The following is a 21278-nucleotide window of genomic DNA, read 5'->3' as shown; positions in this document are numbered from 1 at the left end:
GGGGCCCACCATGACATTCGAGGGACACGCCGACCGGGCGCCGCAGCTCCTGCCGCACCGCGAGCAGGGCGAGGCCCTCCTCGCCATCCAGGAGGCCGCCCCGGAACCGCCCAGCGAGGCCGGACTCGATCTCTTCGCTGTCCCCGTCGGCGAGGTGCAGGGTGGCGGCTTCAACCTCTCCCGCTTCCACCGGCTCTCCCGCCTGCCGACTTCGAGGAACGGGGCGGCCTCGGCTTCGACTGATGACCCGCAGGACGCAGCATGAAGTCGCTGTTGCATCGCCTCAGTCCCGACCAGTGGGATGCCTGGTATGGCGAGGGTCGGGCCATAGACCGCCTCGTGACCGACGCCGAGGTCGACCGCTTTCTCCAGCACGTCAACCCGCACGCCGGGGCATCCGTACTCGACGTCGGCTGCGGCATCGGCAGCTTCAGCCGACAGCTCTCCCGTTGGGGCTACGACGTGCTGGGCCTGGACTTCTCGCCGATCGCGATCCGGACCGCGCATCGGCAAGGCGCCAACGGTCGACTGCACTACGGCGTGCACGATTTCGACGCGGGGGCAATCCCGCCTCGGCTGCAGCCCGGCTCGCTCGACCTCATCGTTTGCCGCAACATCCTGCCGTTCATCGACCACCCCCGTTTCATGGTCGACGCTCGTCGTTGGTTGCGCCCTGGCGGGCAGTTGTACGTCCTTGTCCGTGTCTGGTCCGAGCGCCGGGGTGAACCGGACGAGAGGCCCTGGCAGCGCGGCTTCACCGAGGAACAAGTGCAGGACCTCCAGCACGGCTGGGCGGAACAGGGACGCTGCTGGCTCGGCAGACACACCGCGCTGTTCCTGTCCGACCCGCGCCACCGGACCTTGTGACTTCCTCGGCACCAGCGTCCACTCGTCAGCCCGGCATTTCCTTACCTCAAGTCGAGCCGGTGAGAGAGAAGCTGCCGCCGGTTGAGCCGTCGCCCACGCAGTCCGTCAGAGGGGTGCGAGTCGCCCCGCGTCATCCCCACCCACCCGCGAGCAAATTAGGTAGCAGATGAACCGTCCCGTTCTCACTCTGGCCGCCACCGTTGCCGTCGCGTCCGCGGTGCACACCGCCCAGCGGCACCTGCAGCACCGGCAGCTCCTGGAGCTGGCGATGCACAAGGCCCACGGCCGCATGCTCGAAGTCGCGACGACACATCCGGACTTGGACCCGATATGGGTGCACAACCACCCCGATCACGTCGAGGAGGATGAATCGGGCCCCCTGCTGATGTGCCAGTGGTGGCTCGAGTTCTGGCGCACCGGTCTCAACCTCGGGGTCTTCACACCGGCCGTGCTGCGGCAGAACGCGAAGAACTTCATGAAGGACCCCACGGCCCTCAAGGCGTGGGCCCTGTCCCGCCACGGACGTGCGCTGCAATCCAGAGGCCGGCGCGACCGCATGCATGTGGCGCTGCTCAATGCGGCGTTCGAGGAGGCCGGCGGGCCCAACCAGTACCCCGAGTGCGAACTCGAACCGGTCTCGGCCCTCTGAGTCGCGCCGCCCTGCTGCCGACAGCCACCCCTGATGAGGAGGACGACCATGACCGTTCCCGCTCCGATACCACCGGCTCCGCCTACGCCCATCATCACAGCCGGCGATAGCACGCAGCGTGCACTTCTTCTCGACCTCGACGGCGTCCTGCTCGACACCCGTCCGGTGATGCAGGAGGCGTGGCGGAAGGTCCAAGAGGTTCACGGCATCACCCTTCCGTTTCACGACTACGAGCGTCACCTGGGGCGCGAATTCGGCGACATCATGCAGCGGCTGGGCGTGACCGACATCGAGGCAGTCCGCCGGACGTACGAAACGCAATCCGTCGTCGCCGCACACCTCGCGCAGGAATTCACCGGCGTTGTCGAGGTGCTCCACGCCTTCGTGGCCGCCGACTGGCGGCTGGGTGTGGTGACGTCGAAGCACGTCGACCGCGCCGCCCCGCTCCTCTCGCACCTCGTTGCCCCTTCGCGACCATCCGTACCCCCGCGGGGGCGGGCCGGGCGAAGCCGGCCCCCGACCCGATCCTCCTCGCCCTGGTCGATCTCGGAGCCGATCCCGCCGCAGCCATGTACGTGGGGGACATGGCGGTCGACCAGGAATCGGCCGCCCGCGCTGGTGTCGCCTACGTCCATGCCGAGTGGGGATACGGGCAGCCCGCCTCCCCCGCACCCGAGGTCGCCGGATCGCCCAAGGAGTTGCTGCAACTCCTGCGCTCCCACGAGCCGTTCATTGAGGGGAGCCTGTCGTGAGCCTCCGTGCGACCGGTGGCCTGGGCTTGGTCCGCTCCAGCTTCGCCGGCAAGCCCAGGTGGGCTCTCGTCGGTAGCGGCGCCCTGGACCACGTGAAGACCGACCACATCCGGACCGGGGATCTGGAGGCCATCCCCGTCGACCGGCAGGAGCTGCGCGCTCTCGTCGAGAGCGTCATGGACTCCCTGGAACGCTACGGCGCCTCGCTCGCCTCCACACCGGGCGGAGCTGGCTGGCTTCACGTCCAGCACGTTCCCGTTCGGCGCTTCGTGGCCGAGATCGTGCGCAAACTCCTGGCCCTGAACGCCTGGGAGCCGTTCGCCTCGGCTCCGGGGCCCCTGGCTCTCGCCCCGTACGAGGGGCTAGTCGGACTCCGTACGAGCAGCTCGCGGGAGTACCTGGCCTACACCGTCACCTGGTCCGGCATCGCGTACCTGCTCGGGGCCGCGGCTCCGCACAACCCGACCCGTTCAGCCCAGTTACGCAACCGCTCCCGGGCCAGCACGGCGAACACGGAGCCGAGCCCGCTCCCCGCGGACCTGCAGCAGCGAGACGTCGTGGCGCTGTCCTGGACCTCCCGCCACGCTGCCACCCTTATGCCGGTTCTCGCCGAGCTGGCGCGCGACGGACGGACGAGCCTCCTGCTCGATGTCGCCACCGACCCTGCGGAGCGGTGCTCCGCGCCGACGGCCACGGGCATCGACTTGCGCTCGGCACCGAGCGACCTCTTCACCCTCTCCGGCACCGCAGAGGGCCTGCACCTGCCCGACGACGAGCACGTCGTCCGCGCCAAGGGCCACGGCCTCCAACTCGCACGTCTCGTACGGCTCTTGTCCGTGCTCCTCGAAACCAGCGGCGGGTGCACCCAGCCGTCATGGCGGACCCTCCTCCGAGCAGAGAGCTGGCTCGCCAGCGTCCTCGCCGCGACCCGGCCGCACACCATCCTCCTGAGCAACGACACCAGCCCGCTGGGCGCACTGGCCGCGCACACGGCCGAGCGGCACGACGCGAACACGGTCCACGTCCAGCACGGAGCGTGGACCGCAGAGTCGGTCGCCTGGCCGGCACTGCACAGCCGCGACATCGTCGTCATGGGCGAACGGGACATCCCCCTGGGACGAGCGTGGGTGCGCCGCCCTGACGCCGAGGTGCACGTGCTGGGACAGCCCCGCTTCGACGTGCTCGCCGGCCTCGGCCGTGAGGCACAGCGGCGGTACCTGGAGAAGGTGCTGGCTCCGGGCAACCGCCGCGCCCCCACCCGGATCGCGGTGTGGGCATGTCAGCCGTTCAGCCCCGGTCACCTCAAGGCCCAAGCGGACCTCCTCCTGGACGGTCTGAGCGCGGCGGACGGCGGCTGGGGGCTCGTCATCGCTCCGCACCCGGCACAGGGCGCCGATGCCTTCACCACGCTGCTGAAGCGGGACGGCGGGCCGCTCGTGGCCGTGGCCGATCCGCGGGTCGGCGCGCGGGGCTGCCTCGCCGGGGCCGACGCCCTGGCGAGTGCGTACTCGACGTGCGGGATCGAGGCCGCGCTGCTCGGCGTCCCGGTCCTCGAAATCGGCCCGCCGGGCGAACGCACGCTGGACCTGGCCGGCCACGGCCTCGCGACCCGGTGCCACGACGCCGGTGGCGTCGCCGAAGCGCTTTCCGCACTGCGTGAACCGCACATGCCCATCCCGCAGACGGCCATGGACGCGGTGTGCCGGTGGCGCGGCGACAGCGCGGCACAGGTCGCTCGCCTCATCACCCACCGCGCCGAATCCGCCACCAGATCATCCGAATCCGTCCACCACGATGCCCCGGGCGCCTCTGCGTCGCCCCAGGGCGAAGGAGCAACCGTCCGATGACACACCTCACCGCCGACAGCATGGCCGAGCTGTTCTCCGGCGCTGTCACGCTGGCCAAGTCCGGCGAGAAGGTCAGCCCCCGGGGCATGGCCACGCGGGAAGTCCGTGACGTCCACCTGCTGCTCACCCAGCCGCGCGCCCGCCTGCTCTACGCGCCGCCGACCCGGCTCGTGAACCCGGCCTTCGCGGTCGCCGAGACGGTCTGGCACTTGTCCGGATCCGACGACTCGTGGATCTTCGACTACAACGCACGGCTGCGGCAGTACGCCGACGACGGCGTCCTCCTCGGCGCGTACGGGCCCAGGATGCGGAACTGGGCCGGCAAGGTGGACCAGCTGGCCCGTGTCGTGGAGATCCTCAAGGAGGACCCCGACTCCCGGCGGGCCCTGATCCAGCTCTACGACCCGGCCCAGGACGCCGCAGGGCACAAGGACGTGCCCTGCACCCTCGGCTTCCGCTTCCACCTGCGCGACGGCCGCCTGCACATGGCGACCATGATGCGCGGCCAGGACGTGTGGATCGGCATGCCGTACGACGTGTTCTTCTACACCGTGCTGCACGAGCTGGTCGCCGGGTGGCTCGACGCGGAGCTGGGCGAATTCCACCTGCACGTCGGCTCGCTGCACATCTACGACGAGCACGTCGAGCAGGCCGAGCTGCTGACCTCGCTCACGGCGAGCCCGCTCATGCCCGAGCTGCGAACGCCGTGGACGGGCTTCGACGCCCTGCTCGACCAAGTCGAGGCCCGCGATGTGACCGGCCACCCCGGCTGGGACACGATGGCCGAGACGCTGCACAGCTACCGGCTGTGGAAGGACGGTAAGCGCGAGCAGGCATGGCGGGCGGCCGACAAGATCGACGGTCCCCTCGGCCAAGCCCTCACCGCCTGGTACGGAGAACTGAAGCGGCGCTGGACCAAGCCCGCCGCGACGGCCGGGGCGAGGTGACCGCCGCCATGAAGCGCACGCCTTCGGTCGTCCTCGGCCTGTGCTCGTACACCCACGACTCGTCGGCCGCCCTCCTCGTGGACGGCGAACTGGTCGGCTTCGTGGAGGAGGAGCGCCTCTCCGAGCAGAAGCACACCAAGCTCTACCCGTCCCGGGCCATCGAGTGGCTGCTCGGCCAGGCCAAACTCACCGCCGCCGACGTGGACGCCGTCGCCTACAACTTCCAGCCCGCCCGCTACCTCGCCGAGTCGCCCGCCGCCCTGCGCCTGGCGCTCTCCCCGGCGACACGCGAGCGAAGCCTGGCCCGAGCGCACGGGTTCGCCAAGGTGGCCGTGCGCACCCAACGGCGCCTGCGCATCCTCGGCCTGCAGTTCCCCTCTGCCCGCGTCGCGCCGATCCTGCACCACCGCGCCCACCAGCTCACCGCCTTCGCCGCCTCGGGCTGGGACGAAGCCGCCGTACTGGTGGTCGACAGTCTCGGCGAGCGGCAGACCACCACTATCGCCCGCGGCCACGGCACACATCGCCCCCGCACACAGACCCTGGAAGCGATCAACGACCCGGCCTCCCTGGGGTACGTGTACGGCGCCGTCACCGAGCACCTGGGCTGGCGCCGGGGCGACGAGGAAGGCACCGTCATGGCGCTGGCCGCCCTTGGCGACCCCGCCCGCTTCCGCCACCTGTTCGCCCAGGCGGTCCGCACGACGGCTACGGGCTTTCGCATCAATCCCGGCTACTTCCCCACGCGCACCCTCACGTCGGGATACCCGAGGACATCCCAGCAGTTCGTCGCCGAGACCTGCCCCGAACGGCACCCGAGCGAGCCGCTCACGGACCTCCACCGGGACCTGGCGGCTGCCCTCCAGGAGCGGACCGAGCAGGTGATGGTGCACCTGGCCCGCCGCGCTCGCGTGCTCACCGGCTCCCGACGCCTGTGCGTGGGAGGCGGTGTCGCCACGAACTGCGTGAGCATCGGGAAGATCATCGAGGCCGGCATCTTCGACGAGGTCTTCGTGCCGCCCGCGCCCGGTGACGCCGGTACCGCGATCGGCGCCGCCCTCGCCGTACATGTCGACGGACGCAGCCCCCGCCCTCTGGCCGGCGTCGCCCGCAGCTGCTACTTCGGTCCCTCCTACGAGGACCAGCCCCTCGACCTCACGCCCTGGCCCGGCCTTCACCAGAAGACCCTGGGCATCGAAACTGCCGAGTTCCTCGCCGACCAGTTGGCCCACGGCACCATCGTCGGCCTGTTCCAGGGGGCCGTCGAAGCCGGGCCGCGCGCCCTTGGCAATCGGTCGATCCTCGCCTCCCCGCTGGAGCCCGGCGTCGTCGAGCGCCTGAACGCCACCGTGAAATTCCGCGAACCATTCCGGCCCTTCGCCCCCATGGTCCTGGCCGAGCGCGCCGACGAGTTCTTCACGCTCGGCCAGCAGGCACCGTACATGTCCATGGCCTCCGGCGTGACGGACAAGACGCGCGAGCGCGTGCCGACCATCGTGCACGCCAACGGCACCTCCCGCCTGCAGACCGTCACCAGGTCGCAGAACCCGTTCATGCACGCGGTCCTGACCGCCTTCGGCCGCCGTACCGGCGTGCCCGTGCTGATCAACACCTCCCTCAACGTCAAGGGCAAGCCGATCTGCGGGACGCCCGAGATGGCGTTGGACTGCCTGGCCAACTCCGGACTCGACGCCCTGCTCCTCGAAGGGCGGTGGATCACCAAGTGAGGATCGGATACAGCTTCTGGGGCTTCCTCGGCAACGGCGTCACCGACACCCCGGACGGGGGACGCAGCCACCGGCGCCCCTTCATCGACGCCCTCATCGCCCGCGGCCACGACATCGTCTTCCTGCAGGCCGACCGCGACCGCCTCGAAGCCGGCGACGACCTCGGCGGCGCGTACACCTTCGACGACGGCACCCCGGGCATCGACGTCCTGTTCCTGGAATGGCGCTGGGCGATCACCGGCCGCAACACCACGGTCTGCGGGACCGAGGGGCACACCTGCGACCTGCACCGCCAGGCCCAACTCATCAACCACTACACCGTGCGGCACCGGACGCCCACCGTGATCTGGGACAAGGACCGCACCCTGCGGGCCGAGAGCGTATGGCGGCGTACCGCCCACACCCTCGTCTGCGAGGCCGCCCTCGCGCCGACCCTGGGCGCGCGCTCTCTCCTCTTCCCCGTCGCCGACGACCTCATCGCCCAGGCAGACCCCGCCACCCTCGCCGCGCGACCGCGGGACCTCGCGCTCGGCTACGTGGGCAACCAGTACGACCGCGACGAGCCCTTCGACCGCTTCTTCGCCCCGGCTGCCGCCCGGGTCGAGCACCTGGTCGCCGGGAAGTGGACGAAGACCGACCGCTGGCCGGACGTCCACTTCGTCGGCCGAATCCCCTTCGAAGCCGCCGCCGACGTCTACGGCCGGTCTCTGGCCACGGTCCTCATGCTGCCCGAGCGGTACGCCGCCGTCGGGCAGATGACGCAGCGCATCTTCGAGGCCGTGCTCGCCGGGTGCCTGCCTTTGGTCCCGGCGGACGTCCGCTTCGCGGACCGGTTCGTACCGGAGGAGCTGATCGTGCGCTCCGGCCGAGACGTCATCGAGCGGCTGTCTTACCTCCGCGAGATCGCCGACACCCAGCAGCACGCCGACCTGATCGCGGCGTGCGTGGACCGCCTGCGCCTGTTCGGCCTGAACAAGCAGGTCGACACCCTCGAATCCGCACTGCACGGGCTCGTCCAGACCACGGCGACCGAGCGGGGAGCTGCTTGATGGAGTCCGCTCGACAGGCTCTGACGCCTGGATCATCCGAACGTGTCCGGGGGGATGGCTCCGCCGCACACCCGAACCTCTCTACGCTGGAGCACCATGAAGAAGGTCGCCATCGTCGGCTGCGGAGGCAGCGGCAAATCCCACGTGGCCCGCGAACTGGGCAGGATCCTCGACGCCCCGGTGACGCACCTGGACGCCGCGTTCTACGACGACGAGTGGAACGCGCTGCCCATGGACAAATTCACCGAGGTGCAGCGCGAGCTGGTCGCGAAGCCGCGGTGGGTGATCGACGGCAACTACAACTCGACGCTGCCGGTGCGGCTCGAAGCCTGCGACACAGTGATCCTTATGGACGTGTCGACCGTGACGGCCCTGTACGGGATCTTCTCCCGGCAGATCCGGCACGGGGCCGGGCACAAGGGCAACGGCGTACACAACCGCATCCACTGGGGCGTGATCAAGTACGTCGCCACGTACCGCCGCAAGATGCGGCCCCGGGTCATGGCGAAGATCGAGGAGTACGCCGCCGGCCGAGCCGACGTGGTCCTGCTGGCCAACCGGCGCCAGACGCGCCGCTGGCTGCGGAAGGTGGCCGCCGAGCAGTCCTGAACGGCCCGCGCCCCCGGAGCGGGGGTGCGGCATGAACGAGCCCAACCCGTTCCTGGACCCCGCCCGCCAGCAGGAGCTGTACGGGCACGCCTCCCGGCTGGCCGGACGGACCAGCGCCCTGATGCGCGCGAAGACGTCCGGCCGCCCCGTGCCCGAGACGATCGTTAGCTTGGTGCAGACCCACCACGCGCATCCGAACCGCCTCGGCATGGTGCTCGACATCGGCTGCGGTCGCGGCACGAGCACCCTGGCCATCGTCGAGCAGCTGAGGCCCCGGCGCGTCATCGGCCTGGACGCCGCCCCCGCCCTGCTCGTCCAGGCCCGCGCACGCTCCGAGGAACTGCCCGACACCGTGGCGGAATTCGTCGAAGGTGACTTCCACGACCTCCCGCTGCCCGCCGGGTCGTGCGATGTCGCCGTCGCCGCGTTCTGCCTCTACCACTCGCCGCGGCCCAACGACGTCATCGCGCAGATCGCGAAAGTTCTGGCCCCCGGGGGCCTGGCCGTACTCGTCACAAAGGGACTCGACAGCTACCGGGAGATGGACCAGCTGGTCGCTGCGGCCGGCCTCGATGTGCGGGCCGAGAAGCACGAGAGCCTCTACACCGCCGCGCACAGCGGCAACCTCGCCGCTCTGGCCACCTCCTCGCTCGACGTGATCGCCACCCTGGACGAGAAGCACGCCTTCACCTTCGACGGCCACGACCACCTCGCGCAGTACCTCGCCACCAACCCCAAGTACGAGCTCGCGCCCAGCCTGTACGGGAACCCCGGGGCCCTGGCAGCGACCTTGCACGAGTTCCTTCCGGACCAGCCGCTGACCACTCGGTCCCTCATCACCTTCGTCGTCGCGCAGGCGAAGGAGGAGCCGGCATGACCCTCCCACCGTTCACCAAGCACTACGAGACACCGGAGCGCGCGGCGGGAGCTGTCCGCCATTACCGGTGGATCAAAGAGCACGCGAAGCCGCTGCGACAGCCGGCCCTTCACGAGATCGGACCGGCCAGTCTGGCGTTCGAGCGGGTCGAGGGCCGCTCCGTACGCCCCGAGGACCTGCCGCGCATGGCGGAACTGCTGGGCCACGCGCACGGTGCCGCATGGCGCAGCGACCTGCAGTCGGCGTCGCTGGGCACTCCGCACCAATTCAACGACGGCACGCCGTTCGACGGCTACCTCGGCACCCGAGAGATCGCGCTCCGGCGACGCCACGAGCAGGGCTACCTGCCGAACAAGGTGGCCCTGCACGCGATGCTCCGCCTGCTGGAAGAGACCGCACAGGGACCGCTCGCCTTCTACAAGGACAGCAACCCCCGGAACTTCATCATCACCGCGGCCGGGGACATCGTCACCGTCGACACCGACGACCTGTCCCTAGCCCCGATGGGATACGACCTCGCCAAGCTCATCGCGACACTCCACCTGACGTACGGACCACTCACGGACCAAGCCGTCAACGCCGCCCTATGCGCGTACAACACGGCGGCCGGATGCTACAGCTCCCGGCTCGACGCAACGAACCGCGGACGCCTCGACGACTTCCTGGCCCTGCACGCCGTCCTGACCGCCCCGTACGTCGGGCGCAACGGCTACCGCTGGCCGCTCCGCTCCCACCTCCGAGGAACCCCATGATCACCACCGAACTCGTCTTCGTACGGCACGGCCAGGCCCAGTGCAACGCCGACGGCCTCGTCGGGGGCCCGCGCACCTGCACCGGACTGACCAACCTCGGGTACGCCCAGGCCGAACAGGCCGCGCGCCGCTTGGCCACCGAGCACCTGAAGAGGCCCTTCGACATGGTCTACGCGGGCCCGCGGATTCGCCTCGTCCAGACCGGCGAGATCATCGCCCAGACGCTCCAGATTCCGCTGCACTTCGACGACCGGCTCGACGGCCCCGTCCACGGCGATGCCGACGGCAAACCTTGGGATGCGGTGAAGACAGCCGCCAACGGCGGCCCGCATGCGCACCCCGACACTCCCTGGGCCGCTGGCTCCGACACCTGGAACGGGTACCTGAAGCGCGCCAGCAAGAACCTGAGTCAGCTCGTCGAGGAGAACGAGGGGAAGCGCATCGTGTTCGCCGCCCACGGAGAGACGGTGATCACCGCGCACACCCTGCTCCTGGACATCCCGATCGGCTCGCCGGCGGGCTTCACGCACAACCACGCCTCAATCACTCGCTGGCAGCACCACCGCAACCGCCTGGGACAGACCCGCTGGATGCTCGATCGGCACAACGACACCGAGCACCTCAGCCTCCTCACACCGGAGCCGACCCCGTGATCGCCACATCGGACGATCCCCGGATCCAACTGGCGCACTGCCTCCTCGGCGCCGTCGAGATCGCGCCGGACCCCTTGCTCCCTCCCCGGGTCGTGCGCGTGGTGGCCGGCGACGGGCGTCACTTCGTCGCCAAGCAGCACGCCGAGCACGACCGGTACGCAGGGGAACTCCACGCCTACCGGACATGGGGCACCCACCTGATCGGCCACGCGCCGAAGCTGGTCGGCCGTGACGACGCCACCCGCACCCTTCTGCTGACCGCGCTCGCAGGCGATCGGGCGGACACCGCGGCCCCGGGCTCACCCGAGGAGGAACTGGCCCATCACGTGGCCGGCCACGTCCTCGGCAAGCTCCACCGGGCAACCGCCATGCCCCAGGGCGGCGCCGTCGGCGCAGCGCTCGCCGAGCGCCTCCAGAGCTGGATCGACCGGGCCGTTCACGCCGACCTGATCGACACAGCCGAGCGGAACCTGCTGAAGCACCACGCGGCCATCCTGGACAACAGCCTCATGGACGGCGCGGTCTGCCACCTCGACTACCAGCCGCGCAACTGGCTGGTCGGCGACACCTTCGGTATCTGCGACTTCGAACACATGCGACGCGACGCCCGCATCCGCGACTTCACCCGGCTCGAATTCCGCCGCTGGCAGGCCGCGCCCCACCTGCGAACCGCCTTCCTCGACGGGTACGGCCGCCCGCTGACCGACGCCGAACGGCGCCTTCTGGAGTCCTTCGGCGCCATCGAGGCGACCACCGCCCTGGTCAAGGGCCACAAGGAGAACGACCTCACCCTGAGCACGCACGGCCGAACCGTCCTGTCCCGCCTCACCTGAGTTCCCCCTTCGATTACCTTCCTGGAGATTCCCGTGCCGCAGCACGAGCAGCACCCGACCACCGCCGCCCCCCGCCGGGCTGTGGTGACCGGCTCCGCCGGATTCATCGGCTCCCACCTCGCACAAGCCCTCGTCCAGGCCGGCACCACGGTCATCGGCGTCGACCGCCGCGACCCCTCCACCGACGCCACGGCCATCGCCAACCTCGCCTCCCTGCGCGGTCTCCCGGGGTACCACCACATCACCGCCGACCTCCTCAACTGCGCGATCGACCCACTCCTGATCGACGCGGACGCGGTCTTCCACCTCGCCGGCATTCCCGGCGTACGGCCCTCCTGGGGGCCGCAGTTCAGCGACTACCTCGCGTCCAACGTGCTGGCCACCCACCGGGTCCTGGAAGCCTGCACCCGCATCGGCGTCCCGCGACTGGTCGTTGCGTCCTCCTCCAGCGTCTACGGGCCGACCGACGGCGGCGCGAGTGTCGAGGCCGATCGTCCGAAGCCGGCCTCCCCGTACGCCGTGACCAAACTGGCCGAGGAACAGCTCTGCCTCGCCTACGCCGAGCGCCCCGTCGGTCCCAGCGTCGTCGCCCTGCGGTACTTCACCGTCTACGGCCCCCGCCAGCGCGCCGACATGTTCACCCACCGCGCCCTGCAGGCCGCTCTGACCGGACAGCCGCTTCGCCTGTACGGAGACGGTCACCAGCGACGCGACTTCACCTACATCGATGACGTGGTCGCCGCCACGATCGCCGCCGCGACCGTGCCGACAGCGCAGGGCGCGATCAACGTGGGCGGCGGGTCGAACGCATCGCTGCTGGAAGTGATCAACATTGCCACCAGCCTCACCGGCCGCGACATCCAGCTCCAGCAGGACCACGCGCGCAGCGGTGACGTCCTCCTAACCCGCGCCGACCCCAGCCGTGCCCGAGAAGTCCTCGGGTGGCAGCCGCGAGTCGACCTCCACAACGGCCTGCGCGCCCACATGCAGGCCCTGGCCGCCCAGGTCCCCAACTACAGCCGAGCCGCGTAACCCCGCGGCCCGGAGCCCGAGAGGAAACGCAGTGGAGAGTCCCGAGCGAGCGCGGCTGGACGCCTTCTTCCGGCAGATCACGACGCAGTTCCCTGCCGGCGACGCGATCACGACGCTCGTCATCACGCATCTGCTCCCCGAACGGCCGGCATTCCTGCGGGCCATGACCGCGGTGTCCACGGTCGGCGCTGTGCTGCCGAAACCTCGATCGATCCACCAGCCGACCCTCGACACCGTCCGCCGCACCTTCCCCGTCCACGACCTGACCCGAGAACGGTTCACCGACAACACCCAGGCCCTGGACTACCTGGAGGACACAGCGGGCGGCCGGGACGTCGTCCTGGTGGACATCGGCGGCTACTTCGCGGCAAGCCTCGACACTCTCGTGGGCAAGTTCTCCGGCCGCATCCTCGGCATCGTCGAGGACACCGAGAACGGACACCAGCGGTACGCCGCCCTCGACAAACTGCCGTGCCCGGTCGTCTCGGTGGCCCGCTCCCCGCTCAAGGACTGCGAAGACCACCTCGTCGGCCGCTCGATCGTGTTCTCCACCGAAGCCCTCGTCCGCGCCCGCGGCGACATCCTCACCAGCCGCAACGCCTGCGTCATCGGCTTCGGCAAGATCGGCCGCGCCATCGCCCAGACCCTGCGCGCCCAGGACCTGCGCGTCACCGTGTACGACAACGATCCGATCAAGCGAGTCCAGGCGCACTCCCTCGGCTTCCGCACCAGCGCGTCCACCGCCGAGGCCGTACGCGATGCGGAACTCGTCCTGTGCGCCACCGGCAATCTCGCCCTGCGGCAGGGAGACTTCGCCGCCTTGCGCAACGGCGCGTACCTCGGATCGGTGACCTCCTCCGAGGACGAACTCGAACTCGGAAGCCTCCACGACCTCTACCAGCGCAGCCCTGTCAGCGCCCAGTTGACGCGATACGAGGTCACCGGCCACTACTTCTACGTCCTCGCTGACGGCGGTGCCGTCAACTTCGTGCACGGCGCCGCTGTCGGCGCGTACATCCACCTCGTCCAGGCCGAGATACTCGCCGCCACCGCCGCGCTCAGCCACGCCCGCTTCCAGCCCGGACTGCACGAGATGCCGGCGGCCGACCGCGGCTCCATCGCCAGAACCTGGCTCCACCACTTCGAAAGGTGACCCAGTGCCTCCCTCCGTCGGCCACGTCCGCTCCGTCACCGAGGCGTACCTCGCCCGCCACCCGGACGAACGCGACTCCCTCACCCTGCTGTTCGCCGCGCTCGCCGCCGCGGACGACCCCACGAACCGCAAGACGTTCCCCGCCCACGTGACATGCAGCGCCATCGTCATCAACGGCGCCCGGCATGTGCTGCACATCGTGCACAAGGCGTCCGGGAAACTGCTGGCGCCCGGCGGCCACAACGAATTAAACGATCGGCATCTGCGCGACACCGCCCTGCGTGAACTGCACGAGGAGGCAGGCATCCCGCCCAGCGCCGTCGTTCCCCTCTCCGGCTTCGAAGACGTTCCCCTCGACATCGACGTGCACACCATCGACGCGAACCCCTCCAAGGACGAACCGGCCCACCACCACGTGGACTTCCGCTGGGTCTTCCGTCTCGGCGCAGAGCACGCGGTGACCCTCCAGGAAGAGGAGGTCGACGGCTACGAATGGCGGCCGTTCACGAGCGCCGCCTCGCCCACCGTCCGCTCCAAGCTTGCCCTGCTTCCCTGAAGGCCCGCCCCTGCTCGACCACCAGGAGGACGCCGTGGCCGCCACTACAGCTCTGACTCCCGACGCCACACCGCGCCAGCACGTCGCCGTCATACCCTGCCGTTGGGGCGCTTCGCGCTTTCCCGGTAAACCGTTGGCCCGCCTCGGCGACAAGCCGCTGCTCTGGCACGTCCACCAGCGGTGCCTGGAGGCCAAACGTCTCGACGGCGCCGTCGTGGCGACCGACGACGAACGCATCGAAGCGGCGTGCCGCCAGCTGGGCATCGAGTGCATCCGCACCGGAGAGCACCTCACCGGCACCGATCGCGTCGCGGAGGTCGCCGAGCGCCTGCCGGCCGAGGCGTACATCAACGTCCAAGGCGACGAGCCGTTCATCTCGCCGACCGCCATCGACGCCATCTCCGAGGCCCTGGAGTACCTGCCGCCGGGCGCGCTCGCCGTGAACGCGTACACCGAACTAGCCGACGTCGGCGCCGTCCTGGACCACAACGTCGTCAAGGTCGTTGTCTCGGCCCAAGGCGAGGCCCTGATGTTCTCGCGCCAGCCCATCCCCTACCCGAAGGGCGACCGACCGAAGTACCTCCGCCAACTGGGCCTCTACGGCTTCACCGGCCCAGCTCTCCAACACTTCCGACAGCTCCAGCAAGGGCCCTTGGAGCGCGCCGAAGGAGTGGAGATGCTGCGCTTCGTCGAACACGGCCACGCCGTGCAGATGATCCCTGTCGAGGACAACGGCGTAGCGGTGGACACCCCTGAGGATCTAGCGCGAGCCGAGAGCCTCCTCGCCCAGTACGCATGATTAACCGCTGGCACGACGGGGCGGCCTGTCGGCCCTTGAGGTGAGAACGACTTCCTTCCGCCGCAGGAACTGACGGCCGCACACGCAGGACAGTTCCGATTCCGCCCGTACCCCGCCCAGTGGTCGTTTCGGCCAAGTCGAGCGCTCAGGCCGCCCCGACCCCGGCTGGGGGCATACTGCCCGCGTGACAGCACCCAGGATCGGCGACATGGCCGAAGGGCGCGTCGCGCGCTACCTCCGTGAGCGGGGTTACACCTTCGGGGTGGAGCCCGAGTTCGTCACCGGCCGCCACACCACTCGCCCACGCCACACTCCTGTGAGTCCTTGAACTCACGCCCCTCGCGGAGGTGAAGGCGTTCGAGACATGTCCCGCTCGCTGACCGAAGCGCTCGCGCCGGGTGTGCTCACCAGCGATGATGAGGTAGTCGGGGGATCCGCAAGCAGATCAAGAAGGCCGCTGGCCAGCTCAAGGTCTGAGGGACCGGGGCTGGCCGCTGGTCATCGTGCTCGACAGCCCCGGCGGCCGGCCGATCCCGTTCGACTCCCCGCACATGATCCTGTCCGCGATGTACGGCGATCCCATGCTTCAGGCCCCGGTCCTGGCGGACGAGGCTCTGGGCGACTAACCGAGGCTGCGAAACACCTCAATCGTGGGGCTGACGCTGAGCGCGGGGCTGCGACGGCCTGAGGTCGACGCGATGTTGACGTTCCAGGTACCGCTGCGCCCTCTTCGGTCCGGGCGCCACTGCCACGGTCAGGTGGCCCGTGCTCTACCGCGGTCGAAGCGTGACCGGGAGCGCAGAGACGCACCAGACGCCGGAAGTCGAAAAGCGACTCCGCAAAGAAGGGGTCCGCCTGAAGGAGTCCCAGGCTACCGAGGCCGAATCCCAGCACCGAGCGGAGCAGGTAGTCCTCGCGGCCGCCGTCCTCATCCTTCGGGACTCCACCGGCCAAAACCAACCCGCCTCGGGAAACCTGATCCCGCTGCGCCCGGACGGCGCCTGACCCAAACCGCCCCTCGCCAACGCCGTACCGCACCCGGTTCCCAAGGCGCGCCCGCTGAGCCCGACCTGACCCAGGGCGGCCCGCACCCGTTCTGGCTGCCCGGCTGGGAGAAGTGCAGCACTTGGGGATACGAGCAGTGGCCGGGCGGACACCGCGCGGGTCTGTCAGCGGAGTGGCGCTCCGGGCGGGTTGGCGTCGGTAGGGGCAGTCCAGGGCGCGGTGACTGAGGTGGCCATGGAGATGACGGCGAGGAGCGCGAAGAGGTGGCTGTATCCACCGAGTGGCGCGGCGAGCACGGCACCGGCGAAGGGAGCCAAGGCTGCGGCGGTGGTTGCTGGCGCTGCGAGCAGGCCGGAGAGGCGTCCGTAGTGGGTGGCGCCCCAGCGGTCGGTGAGCGGTGGCTTGGAGCAGGGTGAGGTTACCGCGGACCATACCGGCCGCGAGCGACACGACAATGAGCAGGGCGTATGGCCCGGGTACGGCGGCGAAGGCGGCGGTGGTGATGCCGCCGGCGGCGATCAGGGTCGTCGTGCGCGTGGCCACGGCGGTGCGTCGGGCGAGAGTGGCGTACAGGGTGCGGCCGAGGGTTTGTCCGGCGCCGCCGAGTCCGAGCGCCCATGCTGCCTGGCTGGTGGTGTACCCGCGTTCCAGGAGGAGCGGTACGAGGGCGACGACGACGGCGTACATCGCGAAGGACGACAGGGCGAAGACGGCAGCAAGCAGCAGGAACGACCGGCTGCGCACCACCGGGGCCACGCCTGCGGCGGCGTGCGCAGGACTGGATGGGGCGTCCGGCCAGGGCGCTCGCAGCGCGAGGGCGTGGGCGGGGATGGTGACTGCGGTGAGGATCCCGGCCAGCACGAGGTAGATGTGCCGCCAGGACAGGTGGTCGGCGAGCAGGGCCGTCGGGGGTGCGAAGACGGTGGAGGCCAGACCGCCGGCGAGGGTGACGATCGTCAGGGCCCGGACGTGGTCCGGGGCCCACCAGCAGGTGAGGGCGGCGAACGCGGGCTGGTAGAACGTGGCGGCCATCGCGACTCCGGCCAGCGCTCAACCGGCGAAGAACATAGGCAGGTTGGGGGCCGTAGCCACCACGAGCAGGCTGGCGGCGCCAAGGGCTGAGCCTGCCGTCATGACGGTGCGCGGGCCGCGCCGGTCGAGCATCCTCCCCACCCGGATACCGGCGAGCGCGGAGATGACTAGGCCGAGCGAGAACGCCGCGGTGGTCGCTCCTGCCGGCCAGTTTGTCGCCTGCGTGATCTCGGGGTTCAGGACGGGGAACGCGTAGTAGACGATTCTCCAGCTGGTGATCTGGGCGGCGCACAGGGCAGGCAGCGCGCCGCGGGGCCGTGACCGGTCCCCCGTCCCGGTCACGGCCCCGCTGGTGTCGATGTCGGTCATCGGCGGGTCAGCAGCAGCCGCCCGCAGCGACCGGTTCCTGCGCGCCGGTGTCGGCCTCGGCGGGGCCGCCGCAGCAGGTGCTGCTCTGCTGCTTGGTCAGGGAGTCGGCGTCGGCCTTGACGACGTACACCTCCCAGGGTTCCTGGCCGGGCCCGTGGACCCAGACCTTGTCCTGGAGGGCTTAGCAGCAGGTGGTGTCGTTCTCCACGTCTGTCGCCAGACCGACCTCGCCCAGGCGAGCGGTGGCGGCGTGGACGGCCTCGGTGCTCTCGACCTCGACGCCGAGGTGGTCCATGCGCGTTGCCTCGTCCACGGTGCCTTCGATCAGGACGAGCTTGAGCGGAAGCTCGGTGATGGCGAAGTTGGCCTAGCCATCACCGAGTTTGGCGGGCTCGGTGCCGAACAGCTTCGTGTAGAAGGCGACGGATGCGCCGAGGTCGGGGACGCGGAGGGCGAGCTGTACGCGGGATGTCATGGCGAACCTCCTGGGGTGGGTGGGGTCAGCAGCCGCCGGGGGTGGTGGCTGGGGCGCCGATGCCGATCTGCAGGGTGGCCGGGGCGGCGCAGCAGCCGCCGCCCTCGCTGCTCTGGGCGGCGTCGGGGTCGTCGAACAGGCCGGCGCCGCCGCAGACTCCAGTCTCCGGCAGGGTCAGTTCGACGCGCTCGGCGGCCTCGCGGTCCCCGGCGTGCGCCGCGGTAATGGAGCGGACCTGCTCGTAACCGGTCATGGCGAGGAACGTGGGGGGCACGGCCGTAGGACTTCATGCCGACCAGGTAGACACCCTGCTCCGGGTGGGCAAGTTCGTTGACGCCGTGCGGGTAGACCGTGCCGCAGGAGTGGACGTTCGGGTCGATCAGCGGGGCCAGCGCGGTCGGCGCCTGGAGACGCTCGTCGAGTCCGAGCCGGAGCTCGGAGAGGAAGGACAGGTCGGGGCGGAAGCCGGTCAGGACGATGCCCTCGTCGACCGGATCCAGGCGGCGGCCGTCCTCGGCAACGAGGACGAGTCGGTCGCCGTCCCGTTCGATGGACTGGGTGCGGAATCCGGTGACCGCGCTCGCGTGGCCGGCCTCGACGGCGGCCTTGGCACGCAGGCCCAGGGCGCCGCGGGCGGGAAGCTCGTCGGCCTCGCCGCCGCCGTATGTGTTCGCGCCGATGCCCCGGCGCAGGATCCACACCGCATGGGTCCCGTCCTCCTCCTTGGCCAGGTCGGAGAGGTAGGCGAGGGCGGTGAAGGCGGAGGCGCCAGAGCCGATGACTGCAGTGCGCTTGCCCGCGTACCGGGCGCGTACGGCCGGGTCGCCCAGGTCGGGGACGCGGTAGGAGATGCGCTCGGCGGCCGTCTTCTCGCCGAGGGCGGGCAGGCCGTCGGCGCCCATCGGGCTGGGGGTGGACCAGGTGCCGGACGGCGTCGATGACGGCGCGGGCGGCAAGAAGCTCCTCGCGGCCGTCTGCGAGCTGGATGTGGACGGTGAAGGGCTGCTCGTCACGGCCGGAGTCGACGATGCGGTCCCGGCCCGCGCGGGCGACGCCGGTGACCGTGGCGCCGTAGCGGATCTTGTCGCCGAACACGTCGGCGAGCGGCTGGAGGTACTTCTCGGCCCAGTCGCCGCCGGTGGGGTAGGCGGCGCCGTCGGGGCGGGCCCAGCCGGTCGGGGCGGTCGTCGGTGCCTTCACTCCACACCGCCGAAGGGTCAGCCGTGGGCTGCGATGAGGTGGTCGAGGCGGGCGGCGGGGAACTCGCGCTGGAAGGAGTCGGCCTGCCAGCGGTCGCGGAAGAGGGCGAGCTGAGTCTTGTCGCGGAGGCGGGTGAGTGCCTCGCCCTTGATCCGGGAGCGGTTGAGTTCCTCGGCGCCGGCAACGTCGGTGGCCCGCGCGAGGCGGTACGGCAGCGTCTCCAGCCTGACCGGGGCGGAGAACTCGCCGGCCATCCTTGCCGCGACGACCTCGAACTGCATCAGGCCGACCGCGGCCAGGACCGGGGCCTGGTCCCCGCGCAGATCGGAGACGAGCACCTGCACCGCGCCCTCCTCGTCCAGCTGGGCGATGCTCCCCACCAACGCTTCGGCGGTACGTCTTCAGGTGTACGTGGCGGGCTCCTCGCGACACGGTTCGGTACCGACCGACGCCTCCGAGGCCGGCAGTTCGTCTGACCGCCCCTTCCTCTCCACGCCTGTCTCACGCCCTCGCATACCCCACATGAAGGAAGCACGTCCATGACCTCCACACCTTCCCGCAAGGCTCCCTCGGCAGGAGCCACCAAGGCCGAACGGCGCCGCACGAAGGCGGCCGAGCGATCCGCCGAGGCCCGGCGCGCCGAGCAGCGGGCGCGGCGGCTGCGCCGGGGCGGCACCGCCCTGGCCGTGGCGGTGGTCGCGGCGGGCGGGATCCTCTGGGTCACTCGCGACGGTTCCGGCGGCGCGTCGGCCGGGTCGGCGACCGAGCCCCTTCGTGGGCGGCGACCTGCACACCGTGTAAGTGGTGGGCGACCGGCTCTTCGTCGGCGGGCACGCGGCAGCGGCCGTCTCCAGCAACGGCGGCAGCACCTGGAAGGACGTGCCCTCGCTGAGCGGGGCGGACCCCATGGGGTGGGCGATCACGTCGGACGCCGTACTGGTGGGCGGGCACCCGGGGCTGTTCCGGTCCACCGACGGCGGAGCGACGTTCACCAAGGTGACCGGCGCGGGCGCGGTCAGCGATGCGCACGCCATCGGCGCCACCGGAGACACCGTCTACGTCGCCTCCCCGGAAGCCGGGCTGCTCGCCTCCAGCGACGGCGGGAAGAGCTGGAAGACGGTCGACGCCGAGGCGGGGCGCTCCTTCATGGGCACCATCCTGGTCGACCCGAAGGACCCGCGGCGGCTGATCGCCCCCGACATGTCCAGCGGGCTGCAGACCAGCAGTGACGGCGGCAAGACCTGGAAGAGCCTCGGTGGCCCGATGGGCACGATGGCCGCCGCCTGGAACCCGAAGGACATCAACCAGATCGTCGCCGTCGGCATGGGCGGCTCCGAGCTGAGCATCGACGGCGGCAAGACGTGGAAGCAGGCCGACCTGCCGAAGGGCACCAGTGCGGTCGGCTACGACACCACCGGCAGCACCCTGTACGCGGGCGCGCTGGACGGCCAGAACGCCCGGACCTTCCGCAGCACCGACGGCGGCACCACCTGGAAGGCCACTGCGTGACGACACCACCGACCGGGCAGGACGGCATACCCGGTCCGGCGCCCGCCACGGCGGCCGAGGACACCGGCCGGTCCGCTCGCCGCGGGCCGGGCCTGCTGCTGTGGGCGGTGGCCGCGACCGTGGCGGGCGCTCTGGCCGTCGCGGGGGTGGTGGCTGTGCGGGACCGGTCCGGCGGCAGCAGCGGATCGGCCGCCACCGCGACCGCGAGCGCCGCGGCTCCCGCCGTCACGCCTCCCGCAGCCCGGGTACGCCCCGTGCACGAGGCCCTGCACGACATCGACGCCACCTGCCGGGCCACGGTCAAGGGCGAGAGTGGCAAGCAGGCGTCGCTCGCCCGGGACGCCGATACGGTCATCACCTTCTCCCGGCGGTACCCCAACGCCCGCTTCCCGATCGACGACGAGACCGGAACCACGCTGTCCCTGCTTCTGGTCACCCGGCAGGGCCTGCGCGACTGCGCACCCGCTCTCGCAGCCCGCGTCAACCGGGCCCTGCCGCCCGACTTCCGCGACCCCACCACGCCGTCCTCGTAACGGCGCCGGCCATGCGCCAGGCCCCCAGTCCGTGCGGTGGCCAAGGCAGGACC

The 21278-nt window shown here is 70.6% G+C and carries 22 protein-coding genes and 4 pseudogenes; 22 read left to right on the top strand and 4 right to left on the bottom strand.

Annotated elements, in window-relative coordinates:
* Nucleotides 1-10: 10 nt before the first annotated feature.
* From H8R17_RS02805 to H8R17_RS46235, 20 genes and pseudogenes are all read left to right on the top strand, one after another.
* Nucleotides 11-265 (top strand): hypothetical protein, encoded by a 255-nt coding sequence (locus H8R17_RS02805; RefSeq protein ID WP_187821467.1) that lies wholly within the window; start codon nucleotides 11-13, stop codon nucleotides 263-265.
* Nucleotides 262-867 (top strand): bifunctional 2-polyprenyl-6-hydroxyphenol methylase/3-demethylubiquinol 3-O-methyltransferase UbiG, encoded by a 606-nt coding sequence (locus H8R17_RS02800; protein WP_187821466.1) that lies wholly within the window; start codon nucleotides 262-264, stop codon nucleotides 865-867. Before H8R17_RS02805 ends, H8R17_RS02800 begins: the two co-directional genes overlap by 4 nt.
* 166 nt (nucleotides 868-1033) lie before the next feature.
* Nucleotides 1034-1516 carry a DUF6082 family protein gene (locus H8R17_RS02795; protein ID WP_187821465.1) on the top strand — a complete coding sequence of 161 codons (483 nt, stop codon included), beginning with the start codon at nucleotides 1034-1036 and terminating at the stop codon, nucleotides 1514-1516.
* Nucleotides 1517-1549: 33 nt separating this feature from the next.
* Nucleotides 1550-1915: pseudogene (locus H8R17_RS48525) on the top strand (HAD family hydrolase); the annotation flags it as partial.
* Nucleotides 1837-2268, top strand: coding sequence for an HAD hydrolase-like protein (locus tag H8R17_RS46240; protein WP_316959293.1), 432 nt, complete (start codon nucleotides 1837-1839; stop codon nucleotides 2266-2268). The pseudogene H8R17_RS48525 and the gene H8R17_RS46240, both read left to right, overlap by 79 nt.
* The gene (locus H8R17_RS02785; protein ID WP_187821464.1) at nucleotides 2265-4115 is read left to right on the top strand and encodes a hypothetical protein; all 1851 of its coding nucleotides are present in this window, start codon (nucleotides 2265-2267) and stop codon (nucleotides 4113-4115) included. The genes H8R17_RS46240 and H8R17_RS02785 overlap by 4 nt, the downstream gene beginning before the upstream one ends.
* Nucleotides 4112-5062: a thymidylate synthase gene (locus tag H8R17_RS02780; protein WP_187821463.1), complete on the top strand. Its 951-nt coding sequence runs from the start codon at nucleotides 4112-4114 to the stop codon at nucleotides 5060-5062. Before H8R17_RS02785 ends, H8R17_RS02780 begins: the two co-directional genes overlap by 4 nt.
* Before the next feature lie 8 nt (nucleotides 5063-5070).
* Nucleotides 5071-6789: a carbamoyltransferase C-terminal domain-containing protein gene (locus H8R17_RS02775; RefSeq protein WP_187821462.1), complete on the top strand. Its 1719-nt coding sequence runs from the start codon at nucleotides 5071-5073 to the stop codon at nucleotides 6787-6789.
* Complete coding sequence (locus tag H8R17_RS02770; protein ID WP_316959288.1) at nucleotides 6786-7838, top strand: hypothetical protein; 1053 nt, start codon at nucleotides 6786-6788, stop codon at nucleotides 7836-7838. Before H8R17_RS02775 ends, H8R17_RS02770 begins: the two co-directional genes overlap by 4 nt.
* Before the next feature lie 96 nt (nucleotides 7839-7934).
* Nucleotides 7935-8447: a topology modulation protein gene (locus H8R17_RS02765; RefSeq protein WP_187821460.1), complete on the top strand. Its 513-nt coding sequence runs from the start codon at nucleotides 7935-7937 to the stop codon at nucleotides 8445-8447.
* 31 nt (nucleotides 8448-8478) lie between these two features.
* Nucleotides 8479-9324 carry a class I SAM-dependent methyltransferase gene (locus tag H8R17_RS02760; protein WP_187821459.1) on the top strand — a complete coding sequence of 282 codons (846 nt, stop codon included), beginning with the start codon at nucleotides 8479-8481 and terminating at the stop codon, nucleotides 9322-9324.
* Nucleotides 9321-10076, top strand: coding sequence for a phosphotransferase (locus H8R17_RS02755; protein WP_187821458.1), 756 nt, complete (start codon nucleotides 9321-9323; stop codon nucleotides 10074-10076). Before H8R17_RS02760 ends, H8R17_RS02755 begins: the two co-directional genes overlap by 4 nt.
* Nucleotides 10073-10729, top strand: a complete 657-nt coding sequence (locus H8R17_RS02750) for a histidine phosphatase family protein (protein ID WP_187821457.1) — start codon at nucleotides 10073-10075, stop codon at nucleotides 10727-10729. The genes H8R17_RS02755 and H8R17_RS02750 overlap by 4 nt, the downstream gene beginning before the upstream one ends.
* The gene (locus H8R17_RS02745; RefSeq protein WP_187821456.1) at nucleotides 10726-11562 is read left to right on the top strand and encodes an aminoglycoside phosphotransferase; all 837 of its coding nucleotides are present in this window, start codon (nucleotides 10726-10728) and stop codon (nucleotides 11560-11562) included. Before H8R17_RS02750 ends, H8R17_RS02745 begins: the two co-directional genes overlap by 4 nt.
* Nucleotides 11563-11595: 33 nt before the next feature.
* Nucleotides 11596-12594, top strand: coding sequence for an NAD-dependent epimerase/dehydratase family protein (locus H8R17_RS02740; protein WP_316959287.1), 999 nt, complete (start codon nucleotides 11596-11598; stop codon nucleotides 12592-12594).
* Nucleotides 12595-12625: 31 nt separating this feature from the next.
* Nucleotides 12626-13747, top strand: a complete 1122-nt coding sequence (locus tag H8R17_RS02735) for an adenosylhomocysteinase (RefSeq protein ID WP_187821455.1) — start codon at nucleotides 12626-12628, stop codon at nucleotides 13745-13747.
* Nucleotides 13748-13751: 4 nt separating this feature from the next.
* Entirely contained in the window at nucleotides 13752-14303 is a 552-nt protein-coding gene (locus H8R17_RS02730) for an NUDIX hydrolase (RefSeq protein ID WP_187821454.1), read from the top strand.
* On the top strand, nucleotides 14287-15102 hold the full coding sequence (locus tag H8R17_RS02725; protein WP_262504935.1) for a 3-deoxy-manno-octulosonate cytidylyltransferase: 816 nt from the start codon (nucleotides 14287-14289) through the stop codon (nucleotides 15100-15102). Before H8R17_RS02730 ends, H8R17_RS02725 begins: the two co-directional genes overlap by 17 nt.
* Before the next feature lie 184 nt (nucleotides 15103-15286).
* Nucleotides 15287-15430 (top strand): hypothetical protein, encoded by a 144-nt coding sequence (locus H8R17_RS02720; RefSeq protein WP_187821453.1) that lies wholly within the window; start codon nucleotides 15287-15289, stop codon nucleotides 15428-15430.
* Nucleotides 15431-15605: 175 nt separating this feature from the next.
* Nucleotides 15606-15728, top strand: coding sequence for a hypothetical protein (locus tag H8R17_RS46235; RefSeq protein ID WP_262504934.1), 123 nt, complete (start codon nucleotides 15606-15608; stop codon nucleotides 15726-15728).
* 543 nt (nucleotides 15729-16271) lie between these two features.
* Here H8R17_RS46235 and H8R17_RS02715 read toward each other — a convergent pair.
* From H8R17_RS02715 to H8R17_RS02700, 4 genes and pseudogenes are all read right to left on the bottom strand, one after another.
* Nucleotides 16272-17508 (bottom strand): annotated as a pseudogene (locus H8R17_RS02715) (MFS transporter).
* Nucleotides 17509-17515: 7 nt separating this feature from the next.
* A pseudogene (locus H8R17_RS02710) lies at nucleotides 17516-17983 on the bottom strand (ArsI/CadI family heavy metal resistance metalloenzyme).
* 25 nt (nucleotides 17984-18008) lie between these two features.
* Nucleotides 18009-19165 (bottom strand): annotated as a pseudogene (locus tag H8R17_RS02705) (flavoprotein); the annotation flags it as partial.
* 35 nt (nucleotides 19166-19200) lie between these two features.
* A complete protein-coding gene (locus H8R17_RS02700) occupies nucleotides 19201-19563 on the bottom strand; it encodes a hypothetical protein (RefSeq protein WP_316959292.1) in 363 nt (120 codons plus the stop codon).
* Between the two features lie 424 nt (nucleotides 19564-19987).
* Between H8R17_RS02700 and H8R17_RS02695 the strand changes: the two genes are divergently transcribed.
* Nucleotides 19988-20692, top strand: coding sequence for a VPS10 domain-containing protein (locus H8R17_RS02695; RefSeq protein ID WP_187821452.1), 705 nt, complete (start codon nucleotides 19988-19990; stop codon nucleotides 20690-20692).
* A complete protein-coding gene (locus tag H8R17_RS02690; protein ID WP_187821451.1) occupies nucleotides 20689-21225 on the top strand; it encodes a hypothetical protein in 537 nt (178 codons plus the stop codon). The genes H8R17_RS02695 and H8R17_RS02690 overlap by 4 nt, the downstream gene beginning before the upstream one ends.
* The last annotated feature ends 53 nt before the right edge of the window (nucleotides 21226-21278 follow it).

Origin of the sequence: Streptomyces sp. TRM68367 (assembly GCF_014495685.1) — a bacterium.
In the GTDB taxonomy this organism is placed as follows: Bacteria; Actinomycetota; Actinomycetes; order Streptomycetales; family Streptomycetaceae; genus Streptomyces.
Note: the sequence above shows the minus strand (reverse complement) of the source record. Positions and strands in the feature narration are given on the sequence as shown.